The sequence below is a fragment of the Rhodococcus phenolicus genome (assembly GCF_001646785.1).
Lineage (GTDB): Bacteria > Actinomycetota > Actinomycetes > Mycobacteriales > Mycobacteriaceae > Rhodococcus > Rhodococcus phenolicus.
On record NZ_LRRH01000005.1, the window covers coordinates 176897 to 203545 of the forward strand.

The 26649-nt window shown below is 70.9% G+C and carries 25 protein-coding genes and 3 riboswitches; of the genes, 13 read left to right on the forward strand and 12 right to left on the reverse strand.

Going from position 1 to position 26649, the window contains the following annotated elements; translation table 11 throughout:
- Window positions 1-40: 40 nt before the first annotated feature.
- A riboswitch (cobalamin riboswitch) is annotated at window positions 41-236 on the reverse strand.
- Window positions 237-272: 36 nt separating this feature from the next.
- The 3 genes from A8G15_RS02450 to A8G15_RS02460 are packed head-to-tail and all read left to right on the forward strand — an operon-like array spanning window position 273 to window position 3507.
- Entirely contained in the window at window positions 273-1346 is a 1074-nt protein-coding gene (locus tag A8G15_RS02450; protein WP_068154975.1) for a nitrite/sulfite reductase, read from the forward strand.
- Complete coding sequence (locus A8G15_RS02455; RefSeq protein ID WP_156665228.1) at window positions 1343-1993, forward strand: precorrin-8X methylmutase; 651 nt, start codon at window positions 1343-1345, stop codon at window positions 1991-1993. Before A8G15_RS02450 ends, A8G15_RS02455 begins: the two co-directional genes overlap by 4 nt.
- The gene (locus tag A8G15_RS02460) at window positions 1990-3507 is read left to right on the forward strand and encodes a precorrin-2 C(20)-methyltransferase (RefSeq protein ID WP_068154977.1); all 1518 of its coding nucleotides are present in this window, start codon (window positions 1990-1992) and stop codon (window positions 3505-3507) included. The genes A8G15_RS02455 and A8G15_RS02460 overlap by 4 nt, the downstream gene beginning before the upstream one ends.
- Window positions 3508-3522: 15 nt before the next feature.
- Here the strand turns inward: A8G15_RS02460 and A8G15_RS02465 are convergent, their stop codons facing one another.
- Together A8G15_RS02465 and A8G15_RS02470 are read right to left on the reverse strand one after the other, a co-directional pair.
- On the reverse strand, window positions 3523-4071 hold the full coding sequence (locus A8G15_RS02465; RefSeq protein WP_068154979.1) for a TetR/AcrR family transcriptional regulator: 549 nt from the start codon (window positions 4069-4071) through the stop codon (window positions 3523-3525).
- Window positions 4068-5510, reverse strand: coding sequence for an MFS transporter (locus A8G15_RS02470; protein WP_068154981.1), 1443 nt, complete (start codon window positions 5508-5510; stop codon window positions 4068-4070). Before A8G15_RS02470 ends, A8G15_RS02465 begins: the two co-directional genes overlap by 4 nt.
- Before the next feature lie 247 nt (window positions 5511-5757).
- On the opposite strand from A8G15_RS02470, the gene A8G15_RS02475 reads away from it, so the two are divergent.
- Genes A8G15_RS02475 through A8G15_RS02485 form a run of 3 tightly spaced genes read left to right on the forward strand, consistent with a single transcriptional unit; the run spans window position 5758 to window position 9441 of the window.
- Window positions 5758-8091: a xanthine dehydrogenase family protein molybdopterin-binding subunit gene (locus A8G15_RS02475; protein WP_068155112.1), complete on the forward strand. Its 2334-nt coding sequence runs from the start codon at window positions 5758-5760 to the stop codon at window positions 8089-8091.
- Window positions 8088-8963: an FAD binding domain-containing protein gene (locus A8G15_RS02480; protein WP_068154983.1), complete on the forward strand. Its 876-nt coding sequence runs from the start codon at window positions 8088-8090 to the stop codon at window positions 8961-8963. Before A8G15_RS02475 ends, A8G15_RS02480 begins: the two co-directional genes overlap by 4 nt.
- Window positions 8956-9441, forward strand: coding sequence for a (2Fe-2S)-binding protein (locus tag A8G15_RS02485; protein WP_068154984.1), 486 nt, complete (start codon window positions 8956-8958; stop codon window positions 9439-9441). Before A8G15_RS02480 ends, A8G15_RS02485 begins: the two co-directional genes overlap by 8 nt.
- Window positions 9442-9547: 106 nt before the next feature.
- Here the strand turns inward: A8G15_RS02485 and A8G15_RS02490 are convergent, their stop codons facing one another.
- Together A8G15_RS02490 and A8G15_RS02495 are read right to left on the reverse strand one after the other, a co-directional pair.
- A complete protein-coding gene (locus A8G15_RS02490; RefSeq protein ID WP_068154985.1) occupies window positions 9548-10303 on the reverse strand; it encodes a cobalt-precorrin-4/precorrin-4 C(11)-methyltransferase in 756 nt (251 codons plus the stop codon).
- Window positions 10300-11511 (reverse strand): bifunctional cobalt-precorrin-7 (C(5))-methyltransferase/cobalt-precorrin-6B (C(15))-methyltransferase, encoded by a 1212-nt coding sequence (locus tag A8G15_RS02495; protein WP_068154987.1) that lies wholly within the window; start codon window positions 11509-11511, stop codon window positions 10300-10302. The genes A8G15_RS02490 and A8G15_RS02495 overlap by 4 nt, the downstream gene beginning before the upstream one ends.
- A 40-nt stretch (window positions 11512-11551) precedes the next feature.
- Window positions 11552-11746, forward strand: a riboswitch (cobalamin riboswitch).
- 36 nt (window positions 11747-11782) lie between these two features.
- Here A8G15_RS02495 and A8G15_RS02500 point away from each other — a divergent pair.
- Genes A8G15_RS02500 through A8G15_RS02515 form a run of 4 tightly spaced genes read left to right on the forward strand, consistent with a single transcriptional unit; the run spans window position 11783 to window position 17610 of the window.
- On the forward strand, window positions 11783-13699 hold the full coding sequence (locus A8G15_RS02500) for a magnesium chelatase subunit D family protein (protein WP_211270101.1): 1917 nt from the start codon (window positions 11783-11785) through the stop codon (window positions 13697-13699).
- Window positions 13699-14313, forward strand: coding sequence for a cob(I)yrinic acid a,c-diamide adenosyltransferase (gene cobO, locus A8G15_RS02505; RefSeq protein ID WP_068154991.1), 615 nt, complete (start codon window positions 13699-13701; stop codon window positions 14311-14313). Before A8G15_RS02500 ends, cobO begins: the two co-directional genes overlap by 1 nt.
- Before the next feature lie 7 nt (window positions 14314-14320).
- Entirely contained in the window at window positions 14321-16690 is a 2370-nt protein-coding gene (cobBC, locus tag A8G15_RS02510) for a bifunctional hydrogenobyrinic acid a,c-diamide synthase/histidinol phosphate aminotransferase CobBC (protein WP_068154994.1), read from the forward strand.
- Complete coding sequence (locus A8G15_RS02515; protein ID WP_245687682.1) at window positions 16687-17610, forward strand: cobalamin biosynthesis protein; 924 nt, start codon at window positions 16687-16689, stop codon at window positions 17608-17610. The genes cobBC and A8G15_RS02515 overlap by 4 nt, the downstream gene beginning before the upstream one ends.
- 6 nt (window positions 17611-17616) lie before the next feature.
- Here A8G15_RS02515 and A8G15_RS02520 read toward each other — a convergent pair whose 3' ends face one another.
- Window positions 17617-18039 (reverse strand): DUF1801 domain-containing protein, encoded by a 423-nt coding sequence (locus A8G15_RS02520; protein WP_068154998.1) that lies wholly within the window; start codon window positions 18037-18039, stop codon window positions 17617-17619.
- A gap of 129 nt (window positions 18040-18168) precedes the next feature.
- Here A8G15_RS02520 and A8G15_RS02525 point away from each other — a divergent pair, with 129 nt between their 5' ends.
- Window positions 18169-18711: a hypothetical protein gene (locus A8G15_RS02525; RefSeq protein ID WP_068155000.1), complete on the forward strand. Its 543-nt coding sequence runs from the start codon at window positions 18169-18171 to the stop codon at window positions 18709-18711.
- A 6-nt stretch (window positions 18712-18717) separates the two neighbouring features.
- On the opposite strand, the gene A8G15_RS02530 is transcribed toward A8G15_RS02525, so the two are convergent.
- From A8G15_RS02530 to A8G15_RS02545, 4 genes are read right to left on the reverse strand one after another with little or no spacing between them, the layout of a single operon-like run.
- Entirely contained in the window at window positions 18718-19452 is a 735-nt protein-coding gene (locus A8G15_RS02530) for a cobalt-precorrin-6A reductase (protein ID WP_068155001.1), read from the reverse strand.
- A complete protein-coding gene (locus tag A8G15_RS02535; RefSeq protein WP_068155003.1) occupies window positions 19449-20942 on the reverse strand; it encodes a cobyric acid synthase in 1494 nt (497 codons plus the stop codon). The genes A8G15_RS02530 and A8G15_RS02535 overlap by 4 nt, the downstream gene beginning before the upstream one ends.
- A 3-nt stretch (window positions 20943-20945) precedes the next feature.
- Entirely contained in the window at window positions 20946-21758 is an 813-nt protein-coding gene (locus A8G15_RS02540) for a CbtA family protein (protein WP_068155116.1), read from the reverse strand.
- Window positions 21759-21772: 14 nt separating this feature from the next.
- Entirely contained in the window at window positions 21773-21967 is a 195-nt protein-coding gene (locus A8G15_RS02545; protein ID WP_068155005.1) for a CbtB domain-containing protein, read from the reverse strand.
- Window positions 21968-22002: 35 nt separating this feature from the next.
- Window positions 22003-22116, reverse strand: a riboswitch (cobalamin riboswitch).
- A 53-nt stretch (window positions 22117-22169) separates the two neighbouring features.
- On the opposite strand from A8G15_RS02545, the gene A8G15_RS02550 reads away from it, so the two are divergent.
- Complete coding sequence (locus A8G15_RS02550) at window positions 22170-22715, forward strand: histidine phosphatase family protein (RefSeq protein ID WP_068155007.1); 546 nt, start codon at window positions 22170-22172, stop codon at window positions 22713-22715.
- A gap of 4 nt (window positions 22716-22719) precedes the next feature.
- On the opposite strand, the gene A8G15_RS02555 is transcribed toward A8G15_RS02550, so the two are convergent.
- From A8G15_RS02555 to A8G15_RS02565, 3 genes are all read right to left on the reverse strand, one after another.
- The gene (locus tag A8G15_RS02555) at window positions 22720-23649 is read right to left on the reverse strand and encodes a cation diffusion facilitator family transporter (RefSeq protein ID WP_068155009.1); all 930 of its coding nucleotides are present in this window, start codon (window positions 23647-23649) and stop codon (window positions 22720-22722) included.
- An 86-nt stretch (window positions 23650-23735) separates the two neighbouring features.
- Window positions 23736-24935: an FUSC family protein gene (locus A8G15_RS02560; protein ID WP_082899607.1), complete on the reverse strand. Its 1200-nt coding sequence runs from the start codon at window positions 24933-24935 to the stop codon at window positions 23736-23738.
- Complete coding sequence (locus A8G15_RS02565; protein WP_068155118.1) at window positions 24916-25332, reverse strand: DUF3151 domain-containing protein; 417 nt, start codon at window positions 25330-25332, stop codon at window positions 24916-24918. Before A8G15_RS02565 ends, A8G15_RS02560 begins: the two co-directional genes overlap by 20 nt.
- Before the next feature lie 78 nt (window positions 25333-25410).
- On the opposite strand from A8G15_RS02565, the gene A8G15_RS02570 reads away from it, so the two are divergent.
- On the forward strand, window positions 25411-26628 hold the full coding sequence (locus tag A8G15_RS02570; protein WP_068155010.1) for an Rv0361 family membrane protein: 1218 nt from the start codon (window positions 25411-25413) through the stop codon (window positions 26626-26628).
- Window positions 26629-26649: the final 21 nt, after the last annotated feature.

Here is a 26649-nt window from a genome sequence, read left to right on the forward strand (position 1 = left end):
AACAGCACGAAAACAGCCATGTTCAGTCTCCAAACCCTCGTGGACCTCGCGTGCCGTGGCCGGTCTCCTGGCTGACGGATCGACGCCGGCCGCACCGACCTTCCCGGAGGCAACTCCAGTGGTCTCCGCCCCGGCGAACCGGACCGGACGAGGGTGAGCCGACTACCCGCTCACAGTGGCGAGGGCCGCGCCGGTTTCTCACCGGCTTCCCGAACACCACGGCACGCCGAGAGTAGCGCACCTCCTGGGCAGGTATGCAACCATGTGCGGCCATGACGGACCGTTCGGCCGACCCCCTCCCCCCGGATCGATGCCCGGGGCTGCTGCGCCCGCACCTCGCCGCGGACGGCGCGCTGGTGCGCGTGCGTGCTCCCGGCGGGCGTCTCCCCGACCACGGGCTGCGTCGGCTCTCCGCCGCCGCAGCCCGGTTCGCCGACGGCGACCTTCACCTCACCTCACGCGGAAACATCCAGATCAGGGGTGTTTTCGTGGACGAGTGCGGTGGTGTCCCCGAGCGCCTGGTCACCGCGGTCGCCGACGCGGGCTTCCTGCCGTCCGCGAGCCACGAACGGGTCCGCAACGTCGTCGCGTCCCCGTTGTCCGGCATCACCGGAGGACTCGCGGACGTCCGCCCCCTCGTCGCCGAACTCGATGCGGCAGTGTGCAGCGAACCCGGCCTGGCGGACCTGCCGGGCCGGTTCCTGTTCGCAATCGACGACGGCCGCGGCGACGTCACCGGTCTCCGCTGCGACCTGTCCGCGACGGCGCTCGACGCCGAACGGATGCGGATCGGGATCGGCGGACTGAGCGGACCGGTCGTCCCGATCACCGGCGCGGTCCGGGCACTGGTCGACGCCGCGGTGAGGTTCGTCGAGGTGCGGGAAACGCTCTGGCACGTGCGGCAACTACCGGGCGAGGGCCGCGAGCTCGGTGGTGTGGCACCGCTCCCCCGGCTCGCGCCGTACCGGATGCCGTACGGGGTCCTCGACGGTGCCGTGTCCGTTCTGGTGCCCCTGGGAATCATCACTCCGGCGATGGCGTCGGTCCTGCCGGATCGCGGCGTGATCGTCACGCCGTGGCGGGGTCTCGTCCTTCCGCCCGACGTCGATGTGGATGCGCTCGCGGACGCGGGTTTCGAACCTGCCGAGAATTCTCCGTGGTCTCGGGTGTCCGCGTGCACCGGTGCGCCCCGGTGTAGTCTCGCCCGCAGCGATACGCGAGAAGCGGCCCGACGAACAGTCGCAGAGCCGTCCTCTTCCCGGCACGTCCACATCGTCGGATGCGAACGTGCCTGCGGCGCACCACCTTTTCCCCATACGCTCGTCGTCGCCAGGAGCCCCATGTGATCGAGACGCCCCCGCCCCGCCGGTACGACTACGAAACCGACGGTGCCGAGATCTATGTGCGGTCCTTCGCGACGATCCGGTCCGAGTCGGACCTGACCGGCATTCCCACCGACGCCGAGAAGGTCGCGGTGCGGATGATCCACGCCAGCGGCCAGACCGACCTCACCCGCGATCTCGTCATCCATCCCGGACTGGTCCGGGCGGCGCGGGACGCCTTGGCCGCCGGAGCGCCGATCCTCACCGACGCGAACATGGTCGCCTCCGGCGTCACCCGCAAGCGTCTGCCGGCGGACAACCCGGTGCTGTGCCTGCTCGGCGACCCACGGGTGCCGGGCATGGCCGAACGGTGGGGCACGACCCGGTCCGCGGCGGCGGTGTCGCTGTGGGCCGATCACCTCGCCGGCGCGGTCGTCGCGATCGGCAACGCACCGACCGCCCTGTTCCACCTGCTCGAGATGCTCGACGCGGGCGGCCCGCGACCGGCCGCCATCGTCGGTGTGCCGGTCGGCTTCATCGGCGCGGCGGAATCGAAGGAAGCCCTGATCGAACACGAACTGCAGATCCCGTTCCTGGCGGTCCGGGGACGACGCGGCGGCTCGGCGATGGCGTCGTCCGCACTCAACGCACTAGCGCAGGAGCAGGAATGAGCACCGGACGACTCTACGGCGTGGGCCTGGGCCCTGGCGATCCCGAACTGATCACCCGCAAGGCGGCGCGGCTGATCGCCGACGCCGACGTGATCGCGTACCACTCCGGCACTCACGGCCGATCGATCGCGCGATCCATTGCCGCCGAGATCATTCCGGTCGGCGTCGTCGAGGAGCGGATGGTGTACCCGGTGACCACGGGCACCACTGAACACCCCGGTGGGTACGACGGTGCGATCGCCGAGTTCTACGACGACTGCGCCCGGCGCCTCGCCGCCCACCTCGAGGCCGGGCGGACCGTCGTGGTGCTGTGCGAGGGCGATCCGCTGTTCTACGGCTCCTACATGTATCTGCACGACCGACTCGCCGATCGATATACGGCCGAGGTGGTCCCCGGCGTGACGTCGTTCTCGGCCGCGGCGGCGGCCACAGCGGAACCCCTCGTCCGGCGAACCGATGTGCTCACTGTCCTGCCCGGCACCCTGCCGGAACCGGAGCTGGCGCGGCGGCTCGCCGACACCGACGGTGCGGTGATCATGAAACTGGGACGGACCTTTCCCGCGGTCCGGAACGCTCTCGCGCAGGCCGGCCGGCTCGACGACGCCGTGTACGTCGAACGCGCATCGATGGGAGGACAACGCATCGCGCCGGTCGCCGACGTGGATCCCGATGCGGTGCCGTACTTCTCGGTGATCCTCGCGCCGGGCGACCGGGCCCCGCGCAATCGCGGCATCACCGACCGCTCCCGTCCGGCGAGCCCCGACCGCGTGGAAACCACTGCGGTACAGGAACTCCTGGTGATCGGACTCGGCCCCGCCGACGACAGGTGGCTGACTCCGGAAGCGTCCGCCGCATTGGCGTCCGTCGATCACGTCGTCGGTTACGGACCGTACGTGGACCGGGTACCGGTTCGGGCCGGACTGCAACGGCATTCGAGCGGAAACACCGTCGAGGTGGACCGGGCGCGCTTCGCACTCGACCTGGCGGCGGCGGGCGAGAAGGTCGCGGTGGTCTCCGGTGGTGACGCCGGCGTCTTCGGCATGGCGTCGGCCGTGTTCGAGGCCGCACAGGACGACCGCTACGACGAGATTCCGATCCGGGTACTGCCCGGGGTGTCCGCGGTGCAGGCCGTCGCCGCGCGGGCGGGCGCTCCGATCGGCGGCGACTTCGCGGTGATGAGCCTGTCCGACCGGCTCAAGCCGTGGCCGGTCATCGAGAAGCGCCTGATCGCGGTCGCGCAGGCGGACCTGGTGCTAGGCATCTACAACCCGGCGTCGCGGTCCCGCACCACGCAGGTCGCCGACGCCCGGGCCGTGCTCCTGCGGCACCGGCCCGCCGACACCGTCGTGGTCGTCGGCCGGGACGTGGGCCGTCCGGGGGAATCGCTCGACGTCACTACGCTCGAAAAGCTGGACCCGGCGACGATCGACATGAAGTGCCTGCTGATCGTCGGTGCGGCAGGTACGTCCGTGACACCCGCGGGCGCGGTGTGGACCGCCCGATCGGTGGACTGAACGCCACGCGGCCCGCTACAGCGCGGGGTCGTCGATGATCGCCTGCACGAGCGCGCCGTAGGTCGCGACGAGCCGGTCGCTCTCGATCACGTCGGGGGTGACCAGCTCGAAGGTTCGCAGTCCGCTGGCGAGCCCGAGCAGCATGCTGACGATGAGCCGCGCGCGCACCTGCGTCGGGGTGTCCTCGCCGATCGCGGCGGCGATGCGCGGGACGAACCGCGCCTCCATGTTCGCGCGCGCCGCGTCCCGGTCGGGTGCCTCCTGCAGCAGGAACGGCGCCATCGCCCAGAACTCGAAGTCGCCGGAATCACGACGCTCGACGAGCGCCCGGGTCATGCGGTGGCCGACCGGCTCGGCGGGATGGTCGAGTTCGTCGACGTTCGGTGCGTCGGGGACCGCGGCCTCGAACAGCTGCGCCTTGCTGCCGGTCAGCTTCATCACCAGCGCCGGCGAGACGCCGGCCCCCTCGGCGATGTCGCGGATCGTCGTCGACGTGAATCCACGCTCGGTGAACAGTTTCCGGGCCACCTCGAGGACGGCGTCCCGGGTGGTGCGTTCGGTCACAACCCTGCCCGGACGGACTCCGGGGTCGTCACCGGTTCGATGCGTGCGCGGGCGGGTCTGGGTAGGAACACACCGGCCAGGGTAGCCAACAGCGTCGCGGCACCGGCGACCGCGAACATCGCGACGAACGCGGCGTGTCCGGGGAAGGTGTGTCCGGCGGCCTCGACGGTGATGCCGGTCAGCAACGCCGCGACGACGGCGCTCATGCTCGACGAGCCGACGGTGCGCAGCAGCGAGTTGACGCCGTTGGCGGCGGCGGTCTCGTTCAGCGGCACCGCGTTCATGATGAGGATCGGCATGACGGCGAAGGCGAGCGCGTTGCCGATGCTCACCAGGACGCTGCCGACGACGATGAGGACGACCGTGTCGTCGAAGGTCATGCGGAAGGCGTAGGCCAGCGTCATCAGGAGTGTCGACGCGACCAGGGTGGTGCGGGCACCGAAACGTCCGGTGATCCGCGCGGAGAGCGGCGAGATGATCATCATGGCCATGCCGCCGGGCACCATGCACAGGCCCGCGGTCGCGGCACTGAGCCCGAATCCGAACCCCGTGATCTCCGGCAGCTGCAGCTGCTGGGTGGTCGCAAGGGTGTTGGCGTACGCGGCGAACGAGACGAACAGACCTGCGAGGTTGGTCAGCAGGACGGGACGGCGCACCGAGATGCGCAGGTCCACCATCGGCGCCTTCGCACGGAGCTCGTAGGGCACCCAAGCGGCGAGGACGAGGACGGCCGCGCCCAGGCTCAGCAGGATGCGGGGGCTGGTCCAACCCCAGGCCGGTCCTTTCGAGATGCCGAGCAGCAACGCGACCAGCGCGAGGGAGAGCAGTACCGCCCCGAGGACGTCGAAGCGGCCGGGGGTCCCGGAGACACCGGCGGGAACGAGGATCAGGATGCCGGTGAGCAGCAGCGCACCCGCGGCCGCGGACACCCAGAACACCGAGCTCCAGCCGAAGTGGTCGAACAGCACACCCGCGGCGGGGAGACCGAGGGCACCGCCGATACCCATCGTCGCGCTGACCATCGCGACGCCGGACGCGACCTTCTCCCGCGGCAGCACATCACGCAGCACCGCCATCGCGACCGGGATCAACGCGGACGAGAAGCCCTGGAAGGCACGGCCGACGAGCACGGTCACGTAGGTGCCGCCGATCGCCGCGACGAGGGAACCGAGCAGCATCATCGACAGCGACAGGATCATCATCCGGCGCTTGCCGTACATGTCGGCCATGCGCGAGACGATCGGCGTCGCGACCGCGCCGGTGAGCAGTGTGATCGTCACCAGCCAGGTCGCGTCGCCGTCGCTGACACCGAGGATGCCGGGCAGGTTGGGCAGCAACGGCACCACGAGGGTCGTCTGCAGCGCGACGACGAGCCCGGCCAGGCTCAGCAGTGCCGTGACGGCGGTATCGCTCTGCGGTTTCCGGTGATCTGGGCTCACTGCGCCCTCCCTGTCGACAATATGGTGAACAATGTTCACCGAAATACCAGTGAACGTCGTTCACCCCCGTCCGTCAAGCGTGATCCCGGCCACGCCCGCTCCACCGCCGGTAAGCGAGACTCTCCAATCACGAGAATGTGATTGACATCTCATTCGGGCCGATGCTAAACAGGTGCTCAGCACAGCGAGCCCGACCCGTGCAGCGACCTTCCCGTGTTTCGTGCGAAGTCCGAGGTGACGAGTGAGCGTGACCCCAACAGTTCCTTCCTGCTACGTCGGTGCCCGGGTTCCGCGCATCGAAGATCCGCGGTTGCTCACCGGCGCCGGGTTGTTCGTCGACGACGTCACGCGTCCGGGCATGTTCCACGCATGCTTCGTCCGCAGCCCGATTCCCCGGGGCAGAATCGTCTCGATCGACACCAGCGAAGCCGAGGCGCTCGACGGCGTGCACGCGGTGTTCGTCGCGTCCGACCTCAACCCGCGCGTCCACGAACAGAAGTACGCGCTGGACGGCCCGTTCATGCCGAGTCTGAACTGGCCACCGCTGGCCGAGGACGAGGTCCGGTTCGTCGGCGACCCCGTCGCGCTCGTCATCGCCCGCGACCGCTACATCGCCGAGGACGCCGTCGAACTCGTCGCGGTCGACTACGAAGCGCTCACGCCGGTGGTCGACTACGTCACCGCAGACACGAACGACGAGCTCGTGCACGCGCAGTTCCCCGGTAACAACGCCGGTGGCATGGCGCTGCCCCCGTCCGACGAATTGCTGCGGATCTTCGACGAGGCGCCGCACGTCGTGTCCCAGACCGTCCACCAGCAGGCGTACATCGCGGTCCCGATGGAGACGCGCGGCCTGGTTGCGGAATGGACCACATCGACCGGAGAGATGACCGTGTGGGCATCGACCCAGTCGCCACACGAAGTCCGCGGATTCTGCGCGAAGCTGCTCGGCATCGACGAACACCGGGTCCGCGTCCTCATGCGCGACACCGGCGGTGGATTCGGCCAGAAGGTCGTGCCGCAGCGCGAGGACATCTGCATCATGCTCGCGGCGACCCTGCTGCCGTTCGCGGTCAAGTGGATCGAGGACCGGCAGGAGCACATGATGTCGGCCGGGATGGCGCGGGAGGAACACGGCGAGGCCCGCATCGCCCTGGACGCGGACGGCAGGATCCTCGCCGCCACGCTCGACCACGTGCAGAACGTGGGCGCCTACCCGGTGCCGTCGCCGGTGACCGCCGCCTCCGCCGTCGGCATGCTCTTCCCCGGCCCGTATCGCGTCCCCGCCGCCACGTTCAGCCTGAAACTGCACTACACCAACACCGTCGGCCGCGTCGCGTACCGCGGACCGTGGCAGTACGAGTCGATGGCACGGGAAGTGCTGCTGGACACCGCGGCCCGCCGCATCGGACTCGATCCGATCGAGTTGCGCCGCCGGAACATGTACAGCAACGACGAGTTCCCCGTCGCCGCGCCGACCGGTATGCCGTTCAGCGACGTCACTCCACGCGAGACGTTCGAGCAGGCCCTGTCGATGCTCGACTTCGACGCCTTCCGCCGGGAGCAGGAAATGGCGCGCGCCGAGGGCCGCTACATCGGGCTCGGCACCTGCACCTATCTCGAACCCACCGCCGGCGCCACCCCGTTCCACAGCACCGAGGGCGCGACCATCCGCATCGAACCGTCCGGCAAGGTCAACGTGTACGTCGCGGGCGGATCGTCGGGCAACAGCCTCGAGACGACCGTGGTCCAGTTGACCGCCGACGCGCTCGGGTGCGCCCTCTCCGACGTCAACACCATCCAGGGCGACACCGCGGTCGCGCCGTTCGGCGCCGGCACCGGCGGCAGCCGCTCGGGCGCGATGACCGCCGGTGCGGTCGGTGAGACCGCGTCGGTGCTGCGCGAACGCATCCTCGCGATCGCCGCGCACCGGCTCGAGGCCGCCCCGGAGGACATCGAACTCGCCGAGAGCCGCGCCACCGTCCGCGGGGTACCCGGCGTCGGGCTGTCGCTGCAGGAGATCGCCGACATCGCGTACTTCCAGACCGAGACGTTGCCGCCGGGTGTGCCCGCGGGTCTGGAGGCCAGCGGTCGTTACCGCGCGGACCAGATGATGATCTGGGCCAACGCGACCCACCTGTGCACCGTCGAGGTCGACATCGCGACCGGCGCGGTGAAATTCCTGCGCTACATCGTCAGCGAGGACTGCGGCCCGATGATCAATCCCAACGTCGTCGAGGGACAGATCTGGGGCGGCACCGTGCAGGGCATCGGCGGCGCGCTCTACGAGCACCTGGCCTACGACGAGACCGGCAACCCGGTGACCACGACGTTCATGGACTACCTGCTGCCGACCGCCACCGAGGTCCCCGACATCGAACTCGGACACGTCGAAACACCGAGTCCCGGGCCCGGTGGGCACAAGGGTGTCGGTGAGGGCGGCGCGATCGGCTCCTCCCCTGCGGTGGTCAACGCGGTCGCGGACGCGCTCGCACCGTTCGGTGTCGAGGTGTCGAGACTCCCGCTGACCCCGTCGACGATCGTGTCGATGATCGAGCAGGCCCGGAAGGTGACGGCATGAAACCGGCAGCGTTCGACTACCACGCTCCCGCCACCGCAGAAGAGGCGATCGCCCTGATCACCGAACTCGGCGACGACGCGAAGTTCATCGCCGGCGGACAGTCGCTGATGCCGATGCTCAACCTGCGCCTCGCCGTGTTCGAGCACCTCGTCGACCTGCGTCGCGTGGAGACGTTGCGGGGCATCGACGTTCGGGACGACTCGGTGTGGATCGGCGCCGGCACGACCCACAGCACGGTCGGCCGGTCCGAACAGGTCCGCGACGCGGTGCCGCTGCTCTCCCGCGCGACCCCGCTGATCGGGCATTTCCAGATCCGCAATCGCGGCACGATCGGAGGGTCGATCGCCCACGCCGACGGCGCCGGCGAATATCCGGCCGTCGCACTGACACTCGACGCCGAGATCGAGACACTGTCGCCGCGGGGCGTCCGCACGATCCCCGCGTCGCAGTTCTTCACCGGCATGTGGAGCACCGATCTCGCCGAGGACGAGCTGATCACCGGCATCGTCTTCCCCGTCGCACCGCCCCGCAGCGGTTTCGCGATCGAGGAATTCACCCGGCGCAGCGGCGATTTCGCGGTCGCCGGCGCGCTCGTCGCACTCACCCTCGCCGACGATTCGACGATCGAACGATGCGCGATCACCACCTTCGGGTTGGGGCCGACCGCGACCCGAGCGACCGCCGTCGAGGAGACCCTCACCGGCCGTGGTGCCGCGGAGCACGATCCGGAGACGGTCGGACGCGATGTCCTCGACACCGTCGAGTCGATCTCCGAGGACCTGCACGGTCCGGTCGAGTACCGCAAGCGCGTGGGAACAGCAATGGTGGCGCGCGCCTTCAAGCGCGCCGTAGAGGAGGCAACGCATGGCTGACGTCGACATCGAGGTGCGGATCAACGGCACGAGCTATCGCCGCACCGTGCCTCCCCGGCTGACCCTCGCCGACTTCCTGCGCATCGACTGCGGCCTGACCGGAACACACCTGGGCTGCGAACACGGAGTGTGCGGCGCGTGCACGGTGCTGCTCGACGGCGAGGCGGTTCGCGCGTGCCTGGTGTTCGCGGTGCAGACCGACGGTTCCGAGATCACCACCGTCGAGGGTATCGCCGAACCCGACGGCACGCTGTCACCGGTCCAGGCCGCGTTCCGCGATCACCACGGCCTCCAATGCGGTTTCTGCACACCGGGGTTCGTCGTCACGGCGAGCGCGTTCCTGCGCGACAACCCGTCCCCGACGGACGGCGAGATCCGGGAGGCGCTGTCCGGAAACATCTGCCGCTGCACCGGCTACCAGGGAATCATTTCGGCCGTCAAGGCGGCCGCGGGAAGCGACACCGGCGGGAAGGGCTGAGGTCGCGGTCGCGTTCATCACCGGCGCCGAGCCCGCCCGTCGCCGAGCGAAGGATACACTCACTCGATTGAAGGAGACGAGGGATACATTCGCTCGGACGGCGGGGTCACCTGGCCCGGTCGCGTGCCGGGTCGTACAGGTGTGAGCACGCGACCTGCGACTGCTCGCGGATCCCGAGTGCGCGTCCGACCAGGACGACGGCGGTGTGCTTCAGCCCGGCCTCCTCGACCTTGTCCGCGATGTCGGCGAGGGTGCCGCGCAGCACGAGCTGGTTCGGCCGCGACGCGAACGCCACGACCGCGGCGGGACAGTCGACGCCGTATTCGGCGCTCAATTCGTCCGCCAGCACCCGGATCCGGGTGATCGCCAGGTGCAGCACGAGGCTCGCACGAAGCCCCGCGACCTTCGCGAGCGCTTCGGTCGCGGGCATCGCGGTGGATCGGGCCTGCGTGCGGGTGAGCACGACCGTCTGCGCGAGTTCGGGAACCGTCAGTTCCGCGCCGAGGGTCGCGGCGGCCGCGGCGTACGCGGGCACACCCGGTGTCACGTCCCACGGCACACCCGCGGCGTCGAGGCGGCGGGTCTGCTCGGTGAGCGCCGAGTACAGCGACGGGTCACCGGAGCACAGCCGCACCGTGTCGAGTCCGCGCCGGTGCGCGTCGACGAGATGGGCGGTGATCTCGTCGAGATCGAGGTGCTGTGTGTCGATCAGTTCGACGCCGGCGGCGCAGTGGGACAGCACCTCCTGGTCCAGGTAGGTCCCCGCGTACAGCACGACGCGCGCCTCGCGCAGCATCGTCACCGCCCGCAGCGTCAGCAGATCCGCCGCACCCGGTCCGGATCCCACGAAATGCACTGTCATTTTTCACCTTTCACGACGCTCCACTGCACCACCGGTCGCAGCGCCTGCCATCCGCTGAACGTCCCGATCGCGGCGGCCTGTTCGACCGAGTGCCGCGTCAGTTCTCCCCCGTGGCGTTTCCACCAGTCGACGAGGACCACTTCCGTTTCCAGCGTCACCGCATGCGCGACGAGCCTTCCACCGGGACGCAATGCCTCCCAACATGTCTCGAGCACGCCCGTCCGGCTTCCCCCTCCGCCGACGAAGATCGCGTCGGGGGTGTCCAGACCGGCGAGTGCGGCAGGCGCGGCACCCCGCACGACCCGTACCGTGGTCGGGACGCCGAGCCGGAGGGCGTTGCGTTCGATCGCATCGGCACGGGCGGCGTTCTGTTCGAGGGCGAGCGTGCGGCAGCGCGGGTCGGTGCGGGCCCATTCGATCCCGACCGAACCGGCACCCGCTCCGACGTCCCACAGCAGTTGCCCCGGTTTCGGGGACAGCGCGGACACCGCCGCGACCCGGATCGGGCGTTTGCTGAGCTGACCGTCGTGCTCGAAGCAGTCGTCGGGCAGTCCCGGAACGGTCGACAATCCCTCGGCCCCCGAGCATTCGATGCACAGCAGGTTCAGCTCGGCGGAGGTCGTGCCGACGAGGCCGGCGGCCGGGCCGTCCCGGCGCGTCTCGTCGGTCGGGTGCCCGAGGTTCGCGAGCACCGTCACGCGGGCATCTGCGAAACCGGCGTCGACGAGCAGCCGCGCGACCTCCGCCGGACCGGAGGCGTCGGAGGTCAGCACGACGAGCCGACGGCCGCGGGTCAGATAGCGGCGCAGAACGTCGACGTGACGACCGACCAGGGTGACGGTCTCGCAATCCTCGGCGGCCCAACCCATCCGGGCGCGGGCGAGCGCGACGGAGGACACCGCCGGGATCACCTGCACGGCGTCCGCGCCGAGGCGCCGGACGAGGGTCGCGCCGATTCCGGACACCAGCGGATCGCCCGAGGCGACCACCACCACATCCCGCCCGGTGTGCCGCGCCAGCAGGTCGTCGAGACCGGCGAGCAGCGGTGACGGCCACGGCTCGCGCAGGGCGTGGGTGTCGGGCAGCAGCGCCAGATGCCGGCGGCCGCCGAGGAGCACGTCGGCCTGCAGCACGCGTGCCCGCCCGGCCGATGCGATGCTGTCCCAGCCGTCCGCACCCATGCCGACGACGGTGATCGAGGAACCCATGGCGGTGAACCCTAACCGAGACACTCCGGCTACACTCGGCCGCGGCAGAGACAATCGAGGTGCCCCCCACGGGGATAATCGGGAAGCCGGTGTGAATCCGGCACAGGCCCGCTGCGGTGACCCGGGAGTCGTCGATCACGCGCGAGAGCGCAGCCACTGGACCACCGGTCCGGGAAGGCGATCGCACGGCGCTCGACCGGGAAGTCCGAATACCGGCCTCGATTCGCCTGCCGGAGGAAGAACGTCCCAGCGGGAGCCTGTGGAGGATCCAGTGCACGTGTATCCGTTCAGCGCCGTCGTCGGCTCCGACGACCTGGCACTGGCCCTGACCCTGTGTGCCGTGTCGCCCGCCATCGGTGGTGTGCTGGTACGCGGCGAGAAGGGCACCGCCAAATCGACGATGGTGCGCGCGCAGGCGGCGCTGCTTCCGCAGGTCACCGTGGTCGCGGACTGCCGCTTCGGGTGTGCGCCCGACGCCCCGGACCCGGCCTGCCCGGACGGACCGCATCCCGGCGGCGCACCCGTCCTCACCCGCCCCGCGCGACTCGTGGAACTTCCGGTCGGCGCCACCGAGGACCGTGTCACCGGGTCGCTGCACCTGGGCAAGGCGCTGGCCGGCGGTACCGCCGAGTACGAGCCCGGTCTGCTCGCGCTCGCCCACCGCGGGGTGCTGTACGTCGACGAAGTGAATCTGCTGCACGACCACCTCGTGGATCTGCTGCTCGACGCCGCGGCGATGGGCCGCTCGACGGTCGAACGTGACGGCGTCTCGGTCACCCATGCGGCACGATTCGTGCTGGTCGGCACCATGAACCCCGAGGAAGGCGAGTTGCGGCCGCAGCTGCTGGACCGGTTCGGCCTGACCGTCGAGGTCGCGGCGCCACGTGATCCCGTGCAGCGCGCGGAGATCGTCCGGCGCCGGCTGGCGTTCGACGCCGACCCCGAGGCGTTCGTCGCGCAGTGGTCGGACGCGGAGGCCGAGTTGTCCCGCCGGATCGCCGACGCCCGCAGCCGGCTGCCGCAGGTCCGTCTGCCGGATGCCGCGCTCGTCGCGATCGCGGAGGTCTGCGCGGCCTTCGACGTCGACGGCATGCGTGCCGACCTGGTGACCGCGAAGACCGCGGTCGCGCACGCCGCATGGTGCGGCCGTGACGAGGTGACCCGGGACGACATCGCGGTCGCTGCGAAACTCGCGCTGCCGCATCGGCGGCGTCGCAACCCGTTCGACTCCCCCGGCATGGACGAGCAGACGCTCGACGACCTTCTCGGCAACGACGACGGTGAGCCCGACGGACCCGACGACGATCCGGGCGGCGGTGGTGGTTCCGACGGATCGGAAGCCGCCGGCCCGGCCTCCGCGGGTCCGTCCGCCGAGGCGACGGTGACGGCCCCCGCCGAGCCGTATCGTGCGCGGCTGCTGGCCGCGGACCGGACCGGCCCCGGTGCGGCGGGCCGCAGGTCACGGGCCCGCACCACGATCGGCCGCACGGTGGGTGAACACAGCGGCGACACCGGCCCGATCCACCTGCCCGCGACCATCCGCGCCACCGCCGCCCGCCCGTGTGCCTTTGTGGCGCCCGGGACCGCCACAAAGGCACACGGGTGGGAGCTGCGCCGCAAGGTGATCGAGGGCAAGGAAGCCAACCTCGTGCTGCTGTGCGTCGACGCCTCCGGGTCCATGGCCGCGAAGGCCCGCATGACACAGGTGAAGACCGCGATCCTGTCGCTGCTGCTCGACGCCTACCGGCGCCGTGACACGGTGGGACTGGTCACCTTCCGCGGCGACCGCGCGCAGTTGCTGCTGCCCCCGACCAACTCGGTCGACGTCGCCGCGGCCCGGCTGCGGGAGCTCCCGGCCGGCGGACGCACGCCGCTCGCCGAGGGATTGGCCGAGGCGGCCGAGACGATCCGGCGGCACCGGCTGCGCGATCCCGACCGGCGGGCGCTGCTCGTCGTCGTCACCGACGGGCGCGCGACCTCCGGATCGGATGCCGTGAACCGTTCGCTCGATGCCGCGGACCGCGTTGCCGCCCAGGACATTCCCTCGGTGGTGCTGGACTCCGAGACCGGCCGTTTCCGGATGGGACTCGCGCAGCGCCTCGCCGACCGGCTCGGCGCCGAGTACATCCGGGTCGGGGACGTGCGCGCCGACGCCATCACCACCGCCGTACGAGGGAGGGCCGCCTGATGCCGCAGGGACAACCGACCGTGGTACCCGCCGACGGTCTCACCACCCGGCAACGCCGGAATCGGCCGCTGCTCATGGTCAACACCGGCGACGGCAAGGGGAAGTCGACAGCGGCGTTCGGTCTCGCGCTGCGCGGCTGGAACCAGGGCTGGTCGGTCGCGGTGTTCCAGTTCGTGAAGTCCGCGAAGTGGCGGCTCGGCGAGCAGACCGCCTTCGAGACACTCGGGGCCCTGCACGACGAGCGCGGCACCGGCGGCGCGATCGAATGGCACAAGATGGGTTCGGGCTGGTCGTGGTCGCGCAAGGAGGGCACCGAGGAGGACCACGCCGCCGACGCCCTCGCCGGCTGGCGGGAGATCCAGCGCCGTCTCGCGGCCGAGCAGCACGGGTTGTACGTGCTGGACGAGTTCACGTACCCGATCGGCTGGGGCTGGGTGGACATCGACGAGGTCGTCGACACACTCGTGAGCCGGACCGGCCACCAGCACGTGATGATCACCGGTCGCCGTGCCCATCCCAAGCTCGTCGACGCCGCCGATCTGGTCACCGAGATGACCAAGGTCAAGCACCCGATGGACGCCGGGCAGAAGGGCCAGAAGGGCATCGAATGGTAGGGACAACGTGGTAGCCGTTCCGAGGCTGGTGATCGCCGCTCCCGCGTCCGGGCACGGGAAGACCACCGTCGCCTCGGGTCTCATGGCAGCCCTCGGCGCAGCGGGGCACGACGTGTCCGGGCACAAGATCGGCCCGGACTACATCGATCCCGGTTATCACGCGCTCGCCACCGGACGGGCGGGCCGCAATCTCGATCCGCACCTCGTCGGCACCGACCTGATCGCACCGCTTTTCGCGCACGGAGCCACCGGCGCCGACATCGCCGTCGTCGAAGGCGTCATGGGCCTGCACGACGGGATGCTGGGGACCGACGGGTTCGCCTCGACCGCCCACGTCGCCGGTCTCCTGCAGGCCCCGGTCGTGCTCGTCGTCGACGTCTCGCACGCGTCGCGGTCCATCGCCGCGGTCGTCCACGGGATGGCTTCCTACGATCGCGGTGTCCGCATCGCCGGGGTGATCCTCAACAAGGCAGGGTCCGAACGGCATTCCGCCGAGGTGACCGCCGCACTCGAACCCACCGGCATTCCCGTGCTCGGGGTGCTGCACCGCGACGACGGGATCTGCGCGCCGTCACGGCATCTGGGTCTGGTGCCGGCGCAGGAACGCGCCGAGGCGGCCGGGCAACTCGACCGGCTCGCCGGCCGCATCGCCGCGCACGTCGACCTCGCCGAGATCGTGCGGATCGCCCACGGCGCCCCGGATTTGCACACGGTGCCCTGGTCGCCCGGCGGTCCCGGGGTCGACGGTCCGGTGGTCGCGATCGCCGGCGGCCGCGCATTCACGTTCCGCTACACCGAAACCGAGGAGATGCTGCGGGCCGCGGGATGCCGCACGGTCGTGTTCGATCCCCTCCGCGACGAACGGCTCCCCGACGGCACCGCGGGCATCTACCTCGGCGGCGGGTTCCCCGAGGTGCACGCGGCGGACCTGTCCGCGAACACCCCTCTGCGCGAGCATCTCCGGAGTGCGATCACGGCCGGTGTCCCGACCGTCGCCGAGTGCGCGGGGCTGCTGTACCTGTGCCGCGACGTCGACGGCGCCGACATGGTCGGGGTGCTCGGCACCTCCGGCCGGATGACCCCTCGCCTGACACTCGGCTACCGCACCGCGATCGCTCCCACCGACAATCTCCTCGCCGTCGCCGGTACCCGCGTGACCGGTCACGAATTCCACCGCACCACGGTCGATCCCGGAACCGAGCCGGGGTGGCTTCTCGGCGGCAGGCCGGACGGGCACGCGACCGCGACGCTGCACGCGTCGTATCTGCACACGCACTGGGCCGGGCACCCGGCGATGGTGCAGCGGTTCGCCGACGCCGTCCGCAATGCGACGACGGTGCCCGCTCCGCCGTCCCGGCCCCGCAGGCAGGCACCGGATCTGAGCCATCACGGCGACCGCGAGGCGACCCCCGGCCTGGTGGACCTGGCGGTGAACGTCTCCCGGCGGCCGCGCCCGGCGTGGCTCGACGCGGCCCTGCGCGCCTCGCTCGACGACGTGGCACGCTACCCCGATCCGGCCGCGGCGCGCGCGGCGCTGGCGGCACGGCACGGTCGCACGGGCGGGGAGGTGCTGCCCACCGCCGGCGGCGCCGAGGCGTTCACCCTGATCGCCCGGGCGCGACCGTGGCGGACTCCCGTCGTGGTGCACCCCCAGTTCACCGAACCGGAGGCCGCGCTCGTCGCCGCCGGGCACGACGTGCACCGGGTTCTGTTGCGGCCGGAGAACGGCTTCGTGCTCGACCCGGCCCTCGTTCCCGAGGACGCGGATCTGGTGATGGTCGGCAATCCCACCAATCCCACGTCCGTGCTGCATCCGGCCGGGACGTTGCGGTCACTGACGCGGCCGGGGCGTGTGGTCGTCGTCGACGAGGCGTTCATGGACGCGGTGCCCGGGGAACCGGAGACGCTGGCCGACCGGCTCGTTCCGGGACTGATCGTGGTGCGGTCGCTGACCAAGACGTGGGCGATCCCGGGGATCCGGGCCGGATACGTCGTGGGCGACGCGGCGGTGCTCGCCGATCTGGCCGCACAGCAGCCGCCGTGGTCGGTGTCGGCACCCGCCGCGGCCGCGATGATCGCATGCGCTGCACCGCAGGCCACCACCGAAGCCGAAGCGATCGCATCCGGGACAGCCGCGGACAGAGCGCTCCTCATCGCCGAGCTGGCCGAACTCGGGTTCCCCGTCGCGGGCACACCGGCCGGCCCGTTCGTACTCGTCCGGGTCCCGGAGGAGACGCGGGACAAACTGCGCGCGAACGGATTCGCGGTCCGTCGCGGCGACACCTTCCCCGGTCTCGGCGAGGACTGGATCCGGATCGCGGTACGTGACCGGCAGACAACCGCGGCGCTGATCGGCGCCTGGAAGCAGATCCTGTGAGGGCGGCGGGCCTGGCCCTCGGGTATGCCGCGGACCTGATCTTCGGCGATCCGCGCCGCTGGCATCCGGTGAGCGGATTCGGGAAGATCGCCCGCGCCGCCGAGCACATGATGTACGCCGACACGCGCCGCGCCGGAGCACTGTTCACGACGGTCCTGGTCGGCGGCACCGCCGGTCTCGGGTACGCCGCCGATCGCGCAACGCGGCGGCATGCCGTGCTGAACACGGCCGTCACCGCGGTCGCGACCTGGGCGGTGCTCGGCGGCAGGTCGCTGGGCTACGAGGCCCGCACCCTCGACGACCAGCTGCGCCGGGGGGATCTGGCCGCGGCCCGCGCCCAGGTGACGCATCTCGTGGGGCGCGACCCGTCCGTTCTCGACGCCGGCGGGATCGCCCGGGCCACCGTCGAATCCGTTGCCGAGAACACCTCCGATGCGGTCGTCGCTCCGCTGGTGTGGGGCGCGCTGCTCGGCCCCGCCGGACTGCTGGGCTACCGGGCCGCCAACACGCTCGACGCGCGGGTCGGGCACCGCACCCCACGGCTCGAACGGTTCGGCTGGGCTTCGGCCCGGTTCGACGACGTGCTCAACCTCGCGCCGGCGCGGCTCTCGGCGTTGCTGGCGGCAGGGCTGGGCGACGACGCCCGCGCCGCGCTGCGGGTCTGGCGACGCGATGCGCACAAACATCCGAGCCCCAACGCCGGACCCGTGGAGTCCGCGTTCGCGGGTGCCCTCGGCGTCACACTCGGGGGCGTCAACGTCTACCACGGGCGAGTCGAGAATCGCGGAACGCTGGGCGACGGTCCGCATCCCGTGCCCGCCGACATCGGCCGCGCAGCCCGGCTCGCCGCGAAGGTCGGGGCAGGGGCGCTGGGTGCAGCCACGGTGCTGGCCCTCGCCGTCGATCCACGAGGCCGGTGACCACCGCTACGGCCGGTGCTGCACCGTGGTCATGTGCACGTACCCGATCCGTACGAGTTCGGCGAGCACGTCGAGATCCACATCGGCGAGCGTGGTGATGTACAGGCAGGCCACCCCGGTTCTGTGTTTGCCCAGGGTCGCGAGCAGGTCCGCGGCTTCCGGCGCGGTCGTGAGTCCGTACAGTGCGAGGTTCGCCTTCCGCGGAGAGAACCCCACGGCGAGCGCGTCGCCTTCCCTGCCACTGGCGTAGCGGTAGTGGTACCGTCCGAACCCCACCATCGACGGCCCCCACATCACCGCCGGCTGCCCGGTGGCCTCGCCCATCAGGCCGAGCAGGGTCCGGCCGTCGGCACGGCGAACCGGGTGCTCGACCGCGTCGAGGAACGCCGGCACGGACTGCGAGGTGGGCTGGGTCTTGTTTTCGGCCATGCCCGCAGTCTGGCAGCTTCGCGCGGCCGGCGAGAAGATTACGGACGAGCACTGGTGGCCGTCCGGAATCGGCGTAACGTTGTAATCAGTGCAACACGCACCTGCCGATCGGTCCCAGGGAGGACCATCATGAACACCTACAGGCGATTCGGCCGCCCCGGCGGCTGGCAGCAAGCCGACATCCCCGACGCGTCCGACGCGGCCGAATGGTTCGCCGGGCGGCTACCCGACGACTGGTTCACCGGCCCCGCCGAGGTCGAGGTCGACCGCGAGGAGATCGTCGTCGTCGGTGCACTCCCCCCACCCGACGAGAACTCGGACGCGACCGCGGACGGACGCATCTCCCGGTTCCGCGAAACCACCCGGGGCGATCGCATGCGCATCGCCGACGAGGCCGAGGCCCGCTACGGACGGAAGGTCGCGTGGGGGGTGACCCTCGGCGACCGTCGAGTTCTGTTCACCCACTTGGCGGTTCCCGTGATGACGCGGCTACGCCAACCGGAACGCAAGGTTCTCGACACCCTCGTCGATGCCGGCGTGGCCCGCTCGCGCGCGGATGCCCTGAGCTGGACGGTCAAACTCGCCGGACAACACAGCGAGCAGTGGCTCGCCGAACTGCGGGAGGCGATGCGCAAGGTCGACGACCTGCGTGCCGAAGGACCGCAGCTCTGACACCGGTCAGAGGTTGCGAGCCCACGCGGCCGCGGCATCGACGCTGTCGACCGTGTCGACTCCCGCGGGCGTCGCGGGCCGATGCACGACGATCACCCGCACGCCGAGGTCGGCGGCGGCGTCGAGCTTGCCGCGCGTGTGGTCACCCCCCGAGTCCTTCGTGACCAGCGTGTCGATACCATGCTCCCGCATGAGTTTTCGTTCGCCGTCGACAGTGTAGGGACCGCGGGCGTGCAGCACCGTCCACTGATCCGGCACCTCGATGTCCAGCGGTTCGACGACCCGCACCAGCGTCTCGTGCCGGGCCAGCGGACCGACGAAACGGTCGAGGGTCTGGCGGCCCGTACTCAGGAAGACGCGGTGGCCGGACGCGGCGGTGGCTGCCGCCTCGTCGTGTCCGGACACCCAGGTCCACGTGGCCGAGCCCGCGGTTCCGGCCCAGCCCGGGCGCGCGAGCCGCAGCAACGGCACACCCGCCGCGACGCACGCCACCGCCGCATTCGCGGTGATGCCTGCCGCGAACGGGTGCGTGGCGTCGACCACTGCACCGATCGCGTTGTCCCGCAGGAATTTCCGCAAACCGTCAGACCCGCCGAATCCGCCGATCCGGACGTCCCCGACCGGCAGCCGCGGGTCCCGGACGCGGCCGGCGAGCGAGGACACGAATTCGGTTCCGTCCGACTGCAGACGCTCCGCGAGAGCGCGTGCCTCGCCGGTGCCGCCCAGCACCAGGACCGTCACGACAGGATTCCGGTCAATGTCGGCAACGCCGGCTCGTCGGCGAGCATCCCCAGCAGCAGGTCGACGTCCAAGTGCTCCTCGATCAGGTCTGCCAGTGCCTCGAGCCGCGCCTCCCGCGCCGCCGGGAAACTCACCACGCCCGTGCGCACCTCGCGGTCGGCAGCGGTCGCGACCTCCCGCAACCACGCCGCACGCAGTGCATCGCCTTCGAGGCTGCCGTGCCACATCGTGCCGAACACCGAGCCCGCGCGGGCTCCGCCGAGGAACTCCTCGGCGCTCCCGACCGTGATCCGGCCGTGGTGGATCTCGTACCCGGACGCCGCGACGCCGAGCGCAGATCCCGTCGGCAGCCGCAACGCCTTCTCACGCGCGAAAACCGTGCGCACATCGAGTAATCCGAGGCCCTCGGCGGAGGATCCGGGGACTCCCTCCACACCGTCCGGGTCCTCGATCACCGCACCGAGCATCTGGAATCCCCCGCAGATTCCCAGGACGGCGCCGCCCCGTCGGGCGTGCTCGCGCAGTGCGACGTCGAGCCCCCGCGACCGCAGCCACGCCAGGTCGGCGAGGGTCGCGCGGGTGCCGGGCAGGATCACGGCGTCGGCTCCGGCCAGCGCGCGCGGGTCGTCGACGAAGCGCACGCGCACGTCGGGTTCGAGGCACAGTGCGTCGACGTCGGTGAAGTTGCTGATGCGGGGCAGCATGACGACCGCCACCGTCAGGACACCGGCGCCGTCGTGAGCGGGACGCGACGTCAGTGCCAGCGAATCCTCCGAGTCGATCCACAGGTCGCGCTGCCACGGCAGCACACCGAGCACCGGGCGGCCGGTGAGCGCTTCGAGGGAATCCAGGCCCGGCCGGAGCAGCCCGACGTCGCCGCGGAACTTGTTGACGACGAAACCGCGGATCAGCGCCTGGTCGCCGGCGTCGAGCAGAGCCAGGGTGCCGTACATGGAGGCGAACACCCCGCCGCGGTCGATGTCGCCGACGAGGATCGTCGGCATGGCTCCGTGCCGGGCGAGTCCCATGTTCACGTAATCGTGCGCACGCAGATTGATCTCGGCGGCACTGCCTGCGCCCTCGCACACGACGACGTCGAACCGGGACCGCAGCTCGTCCAGTGCCGCGAAGGCCGCGTCCGCGAGATGTTTCCGGCCACCGGCGAATTCACCGGCCTCTAGGCGCCCTGCGGGCGCGCCCATGACGACGACGTGACTGGTGCGGTCGCTGCCGGGTTTGAGCAGCACCGGATTCATCGCCGGCTCGGGCACGGCACGGGCGGCGACCGCCTGGATCCACTGTGCCCGGCCGATTTCGGATCCGGTGCCGGTGACCGGATCGAGGGTGACCATGGAGTTGTTGGACATGTTCTGCGCCTTGAACGGCGCGACCGAGAGTCCGCGGCGGGACAGGGCCCGGCAGATCCCGGTGGTCACCACGGACTTCCCTGCGTCCGAGGTGGTTCCGGCGACGAGCAGGCCCCGTCCCATCTCTCAGGCCACCGCGATCGGGGTGCGACGGTCCGCGCGTTCGGTCAGGAACGCGAAGACCGCGCCGAGCCCCGCCCAGAGGGTCGCCTGCACCGCCAGCGACGACACGCGGAATTCCCACAGCAGTGTCGCCGGGAAGTCGTCGGCGACCTCGTCGATCGTCGGCAGCACCACGTAGCCGAGGGTCACGACGACCAGGAAGGTGAGCACCGGCGCGACGACCCGGACCGTGCGCAACTCCTGCGCGGCCAGTGCCTTCCGGACGACGACCGCGACCACGACGGCCACGACTCCGAGGACCACGGTCGCGAGCCACAACCAGGTGCGCTGGGCGATGGTGTCGGGATCGCCGACCGCGGGCGGGTTCGCGGGGTACTTCACGAACGGCACCGCCTCGATCGCGAGCCATCCGAATCCCGCGGTCGCCAGGGCGAGCGACCACCCGGACAGCGCGGTGTGCCGGCGAGCGAAATGCAGTACGGCAGCGTAGATCGCGCCGAGCGCGAGTCCGGCGAGCGCCGTCGCCAGGAACAGCCCGGCCTTCTGCCCCGCACGGCCGACGAGGGCGTCCTCACCATGACTGTGACCCTGAGGGGCCTCGGCGTCGGCTGCGCCGTGGGTGTGCCCGTGACCGTCGGTGGCGTCGGCAGCCTCCTCGAGCGCGATCGCCGACTCGATGTGCGGCTCGCCGACGACGAACGCGACGGCACCGGCGAGCAGGCCCGCGATCAGACCGGCCAGCAGGCCGCGCAGCAGGAGCTGCAGGAATCCGCCGGCCAACGGGCGGAGGGACGATTCAGTTGTGTCGGGGTGCATCGGCTCGCCCGTACTCAGTGGCACGGCAGGCCCAGCAGGTGCCGGCCGTCGTGCATCAGTTCGTGCATGAACATGCCGCTGCGGGAGATCGCGCCCTGGTCGAATCCGACCAGGTAGAGAACGACGAATGCGAGCAGAACCGTCGCGGCGATCGCGGCGGCCAGCGCCGCGTTGCCCAGCGACTCGTCGGGAAGGTGAACGACAGCCATGGCAGAAGCCTCCTCGGGATTGACGCGTCCCATCGAAAAGGTCACGCGCCGAGGGAGTTTTCTGGCTCCCGGGCCGTTTGCCCGGTCACAGTGGCGCGACCGCTCCGGCTTCCCACCGGATTGCCTGCACCTCGACACATGCGTACGCGGAACAATGGCACCGCGCCGCCGCACCTGTCAAGCCGGAGACCGTTGTGGTCGAATGTCGCTCGTGTTGCGACTGCAGCTGTTCGCCCACGCGTCCACCGATGCGCTCGCAGAGGTGCGCTTCCCCGCCGACGAACCGGTGTCGGACCGGGGCAGGCGCGAACTCGAGCGCGTACGGCCGCCCGTCGTCGATCACGCGCTCACCGCACCGGAGCGCCGGACCGTCGACACGGCGGCGGTGCTGGGGGTGCGCGCCGAATCGGATACGGCCCTGCGGGAACTCGACTACGGCACCTGGGCGGGGAAGCCGATGTCGACGGTGCCCGAGGCCGACCTCGCCGCGTGGCTGATCGATCCACATGCGGCGCCGCACGGCGGCGAGTCGATCGTGGCACTGCTCGGCCGGACCCGCGGCTGGCTCGACGAGATGGGCGGCCGGTCGGGCCGGTGGCTCGCGGTGACCCACCCGTCCGTGATCCGGGCCGCGACGGTGTGCGTGCTGGAGGCTCCGGCGTCGGCGTTCTGGCGGGTCGACGTGCGGCCGGCGAGCGTCACCCGGTTGCACGCGCGGGACGGCAGATGGACACTGCGGTTGGCCTGACCTGCTACCAGGTGACGTCTTCCTCGCACCGGCGCCCGTCGACGGTGGTTTCGATCTGCACGGTCGCGTGGTCGAGCCCGTGGGTGGACAGGACGGTGCGGGCGGAGTCGAGGACCCATCGTGTGTCGTGATCGCTGACCAGGTGCACGGTCGCGACGTCCATGCCGGTCGTCAGTGTCCAGACGTGGAGGTCGTGAACGCCGGCGACACCGGGCAGCGCGGCGAGGTCGGCGCGCACCGCGTCGACGTCGAGATGCGCCGGCGACGCCTGCGTGAGGATGCGGAGCGACGCCGCCGCCAACCGCAGGGCTCGGGGCACCACCCAGAGGGAGATGAGCACGCCGACGACGACGTCGGCGAAGTTCCATCCGAAACCGATGATCAACGCGCCCGCGACGAGGACCCCGACGCTGCCGACGGCGTCGGCGAGCACTTCGAGATAGGCACCCCGCACGGCGAGACTGTCCTTGGCGTCGGCGCGCAGCATGAACATCACGACGAGGTTGGCGGCGAGACCGGCCGCGGCGGTGAGGATCATCGCCAGGCCGGGCAGTTCCGGTGTGTCACCGATGCGCTCGATCGCCTCGTAGAACACCCAGGCGGCGACGGCGAGCAGCAGCACGGCGTTCGCCATCGCGGTGAGCACCTCGGCGCGGTGCCAGCCGAACGTGCGGGCCGCGGCGCTGCTGCCGCGGCGGGCCAGCAGGAGCGCGACCAGGCCCATCGACATGCCGACGACGTCGGTGAGCATGTGCCCGGCGTCGGCGAGCAGGGACAGCGAACCGATCCACAGGCCGACGACGGCCTCGAGGATCAGGAAGGCGACGAGGATGCCGAGCGCCACCGCCATCCGGCGGATCGTCGTGGCGGACGGGCCGACCGCGCCGCCGTGCCCTTGCCCCGCTCCGTGTGAATGTCCGTGACCGGCCCCCATGGCCCTCCCTCCGAATCCCGGCCAGCATATGCACACATGCGCATGTATTCAACACTTCCGCCGGCGGGGGTCGAACCACCTCCCGGTCAGGGGCGACCGGAATGACGAGCGGGACGGTGGTCGTGATCGTGATCCTGGTCGAAATCGGGCCGGTAGGCAGGAGTGCCGGTGGTGGGCGGCAGGGTTGCGATCGCGGAGATCCGCCCCAGGCCCGCCGCCTGCATGAGGTCGACGATCAGCGAGCGCAACTGCGCGAACACCACCGTCGACGACAGGCCGGCGCCCTCGATCAGTTCCGGCTTCATCTTGCGGGCGACGCTGCGCAGCACACGCGCCGCCTCGGCCTGATCGGGCTGGTCCCCCGGCTCCGCGAGAACAACCTCGCGCAGCACGTCGACGGCGTCCGCGAGTTCCCGAATCCGGTGGACGAGCCGCGGGTCGAGGATCTCGTCGTCGCGCACCAGCGACAGGGACCGCCGCGAGAGGACCCGGATGTTGCGCATCGCGTTGTCGATCGGATCGGCCGCCGCGGTGAGCCGTTCGAGCCGGGGTTTGGTATTCCAGTACAGCGGTGAGATCCGGCTGATCTCCCGGCCGCCCGTGAGGTGGGTGCGCATCCCGTCGATCGCCGGCTGCGTCGCACGGGCCTGCTGCAGCGCCTCGTCGATCGGTTTCGGGTTGTTCTCCACCAGCCCGGCCTCGACCTTGCGCAGTACATCCGCCGCGGTCGCCAGGATCCCGGCGGCGTCGCGACGCGCGCGTCGCACCGGATGGGTCGGCACGATCGCGACCACCGCGATCCCCACGAGGCCACCGACCAGCGCGTCGACCATCCGATCGATACCGCCGGTGCCCCCGGGCGGGATCAGGGTGGCGACCAGCACCGCCGAGTTGCCGGCCTGCATCGCGAAGATCACGCCACCGTTGATCAGCACCGCCGTGGACATGGCCATCACCACGACCAGCGCGATCTGCCACGGACCGCTGCCGATCACCGAAATGATCAGATCGCCGACCCCGATGCCGATCGTGACACCGCAGACCAGTTCGACCGATCGCCGCAGCCGCGCGCCCAGCGACAACCCGAGCGACACCACCGCGGCGATCGGCGCGAAGAACGGACGCTCGTGCCCGACCGGACCGCTCGCCACCCACCAGGCCAGTCCGGCTGCGAGCGCACACTGGACGATCGGCAGCGCCGACCCGCGCAACCTCGTCGCCGGCCCCCGCAGGCGCCGTCGGATCTCGGTCCGGTCGGGCAGGCGCCTACTCGACGCCGAGCTCACGCGCGGCCCGCGGATCGCAGTCCTCGAGCAGGTCGAGGCAGCGGGCGTGCTCGTCGGTCTCGCCGATCGTCTGCGCGGCCCGGGCCAGAGCAGCGACGCATCGCAGGAATCCGCGGTTCGGTTCGTGCTCGAACGGAACCGGGCCGAAGCCCTTCCACCCGTTGCGGCGCAGCTGGTCGAGGCCACGGTGGTATCCGGTGCGGGCGTAGGCATAGGCGGTGATCGTCTCGCCGCGTTCGAGTGCGGCCTCGGCCAGGTACGCCCACGCGATGGACGCCGTCGGATGGTCCGCCGCGACCTTGGCCGGGTCCTCGTGGTTGAGCAGCGCCGATTCCGCGTCGTCGTCGCCGGGAAGCAGGGTGGGCTGGGGTCCGAGAAGGTCACCGAAAGAGGTCATGGCGACCATTCTGCCCGCCCCCGCGCGACGCTGGATAGGCTGCCCGGGAAACCGTAGGCCGTCGAACGAGGTGCATTCGTGCCGGATCCGAAGAACGAAGACGCTTCCACTCCCCCGGAAGCGGCTGCAGCCGAGCCGCAGCAGGCCGATCCGGCGGGCAGCCCGGAACCGGACGACGGCGCCGCGAGCGGCGAGACCGCGGACCCGGACACGAAGCCGGCCGCGGGTGCCGACGCGCCGGATACGGACACCGCCGACGAGAAGCCGGCCCCCGAGAACCTCCCGGCGACCGGCGGCGGGAAGGGCGCCGGCAGCAACAGGCCGGACGGCACCGACGAGGCCCCCGACACGGACGCCGATGCCGATACCGATGCCGCGACGGTCGCGACCGTCCGGCCGAAACCGGTGGGGGCCGACGCCGAGACCGTGGCGATTCCCATTGCCGGCGCGCGCCCGTCCGGAACACCCACGCCCGAAACTCCTGTCTCCGGCCCGAAGACCGACGCCAAAGAGGCAACGGGCGCCGAGACAACGGGCGAGGCAGAGACCGTCGCGATTCCGGCCGCCGACGCGAAGACCGTCGCCATCCCGATCGCCGGTGCCCGCACCCGCGAGACACCCGGCACCGGCGACGCCACTCCGGCCGAGTCCCGTGAGAAGCCCGCCGAGGAGACCGGCACGAAGGCCGAGGATTCCCCGTCCGCCGCCGAGGCCGCGACCGTGCAGATCCCGGTGCGGTCGCACACGCCGAACAAACGGCAGCCGCAGCGCATCGAACCGCGCTCGACCGAACCCGCGCGGCCCGAACCCCAACGCTTCCAACCGCAGCCGACGCCGCAGCGCATCGAACCGTCCCGCTCCCGCGGTGGCAGGCGGTGGGCGCTCGCGGCCACCGTTGCGGGAGTGCTGGTGGTCGCGGCGGTCGTGGTCGGGGCACTGCTGGTCTTCCTCGACCATCGGGCCGACAACTCACCCGAGGCGCGGATCCGCGCGAGTGTCGACACGTTCGTGACCGCGCTCGCGGCCGGTGACCTCGCGACGTTGCGGGCGTCGACGTGTGGGGGTCTGGCCGACTTCTACGCGACGGTGGACCCGGCGACGTTCACGGAGATCCACGACCTGGCGGTGCAGCAGGGTTCGGTGCCGGTGGTGACGAGTGTCGACAAGGTTCAGATCACCGACAACCACGCGATCGTTCAGGTGACCGCGCATCCGACGGGAACACCGACCGACGTCACCGAGCGGACGTTCGACCTGTCCGAGGTGAACGGGGAATGGAAGGTCTGCGGCGAATGAAGGTCGTGCGTGTTTCTGGTA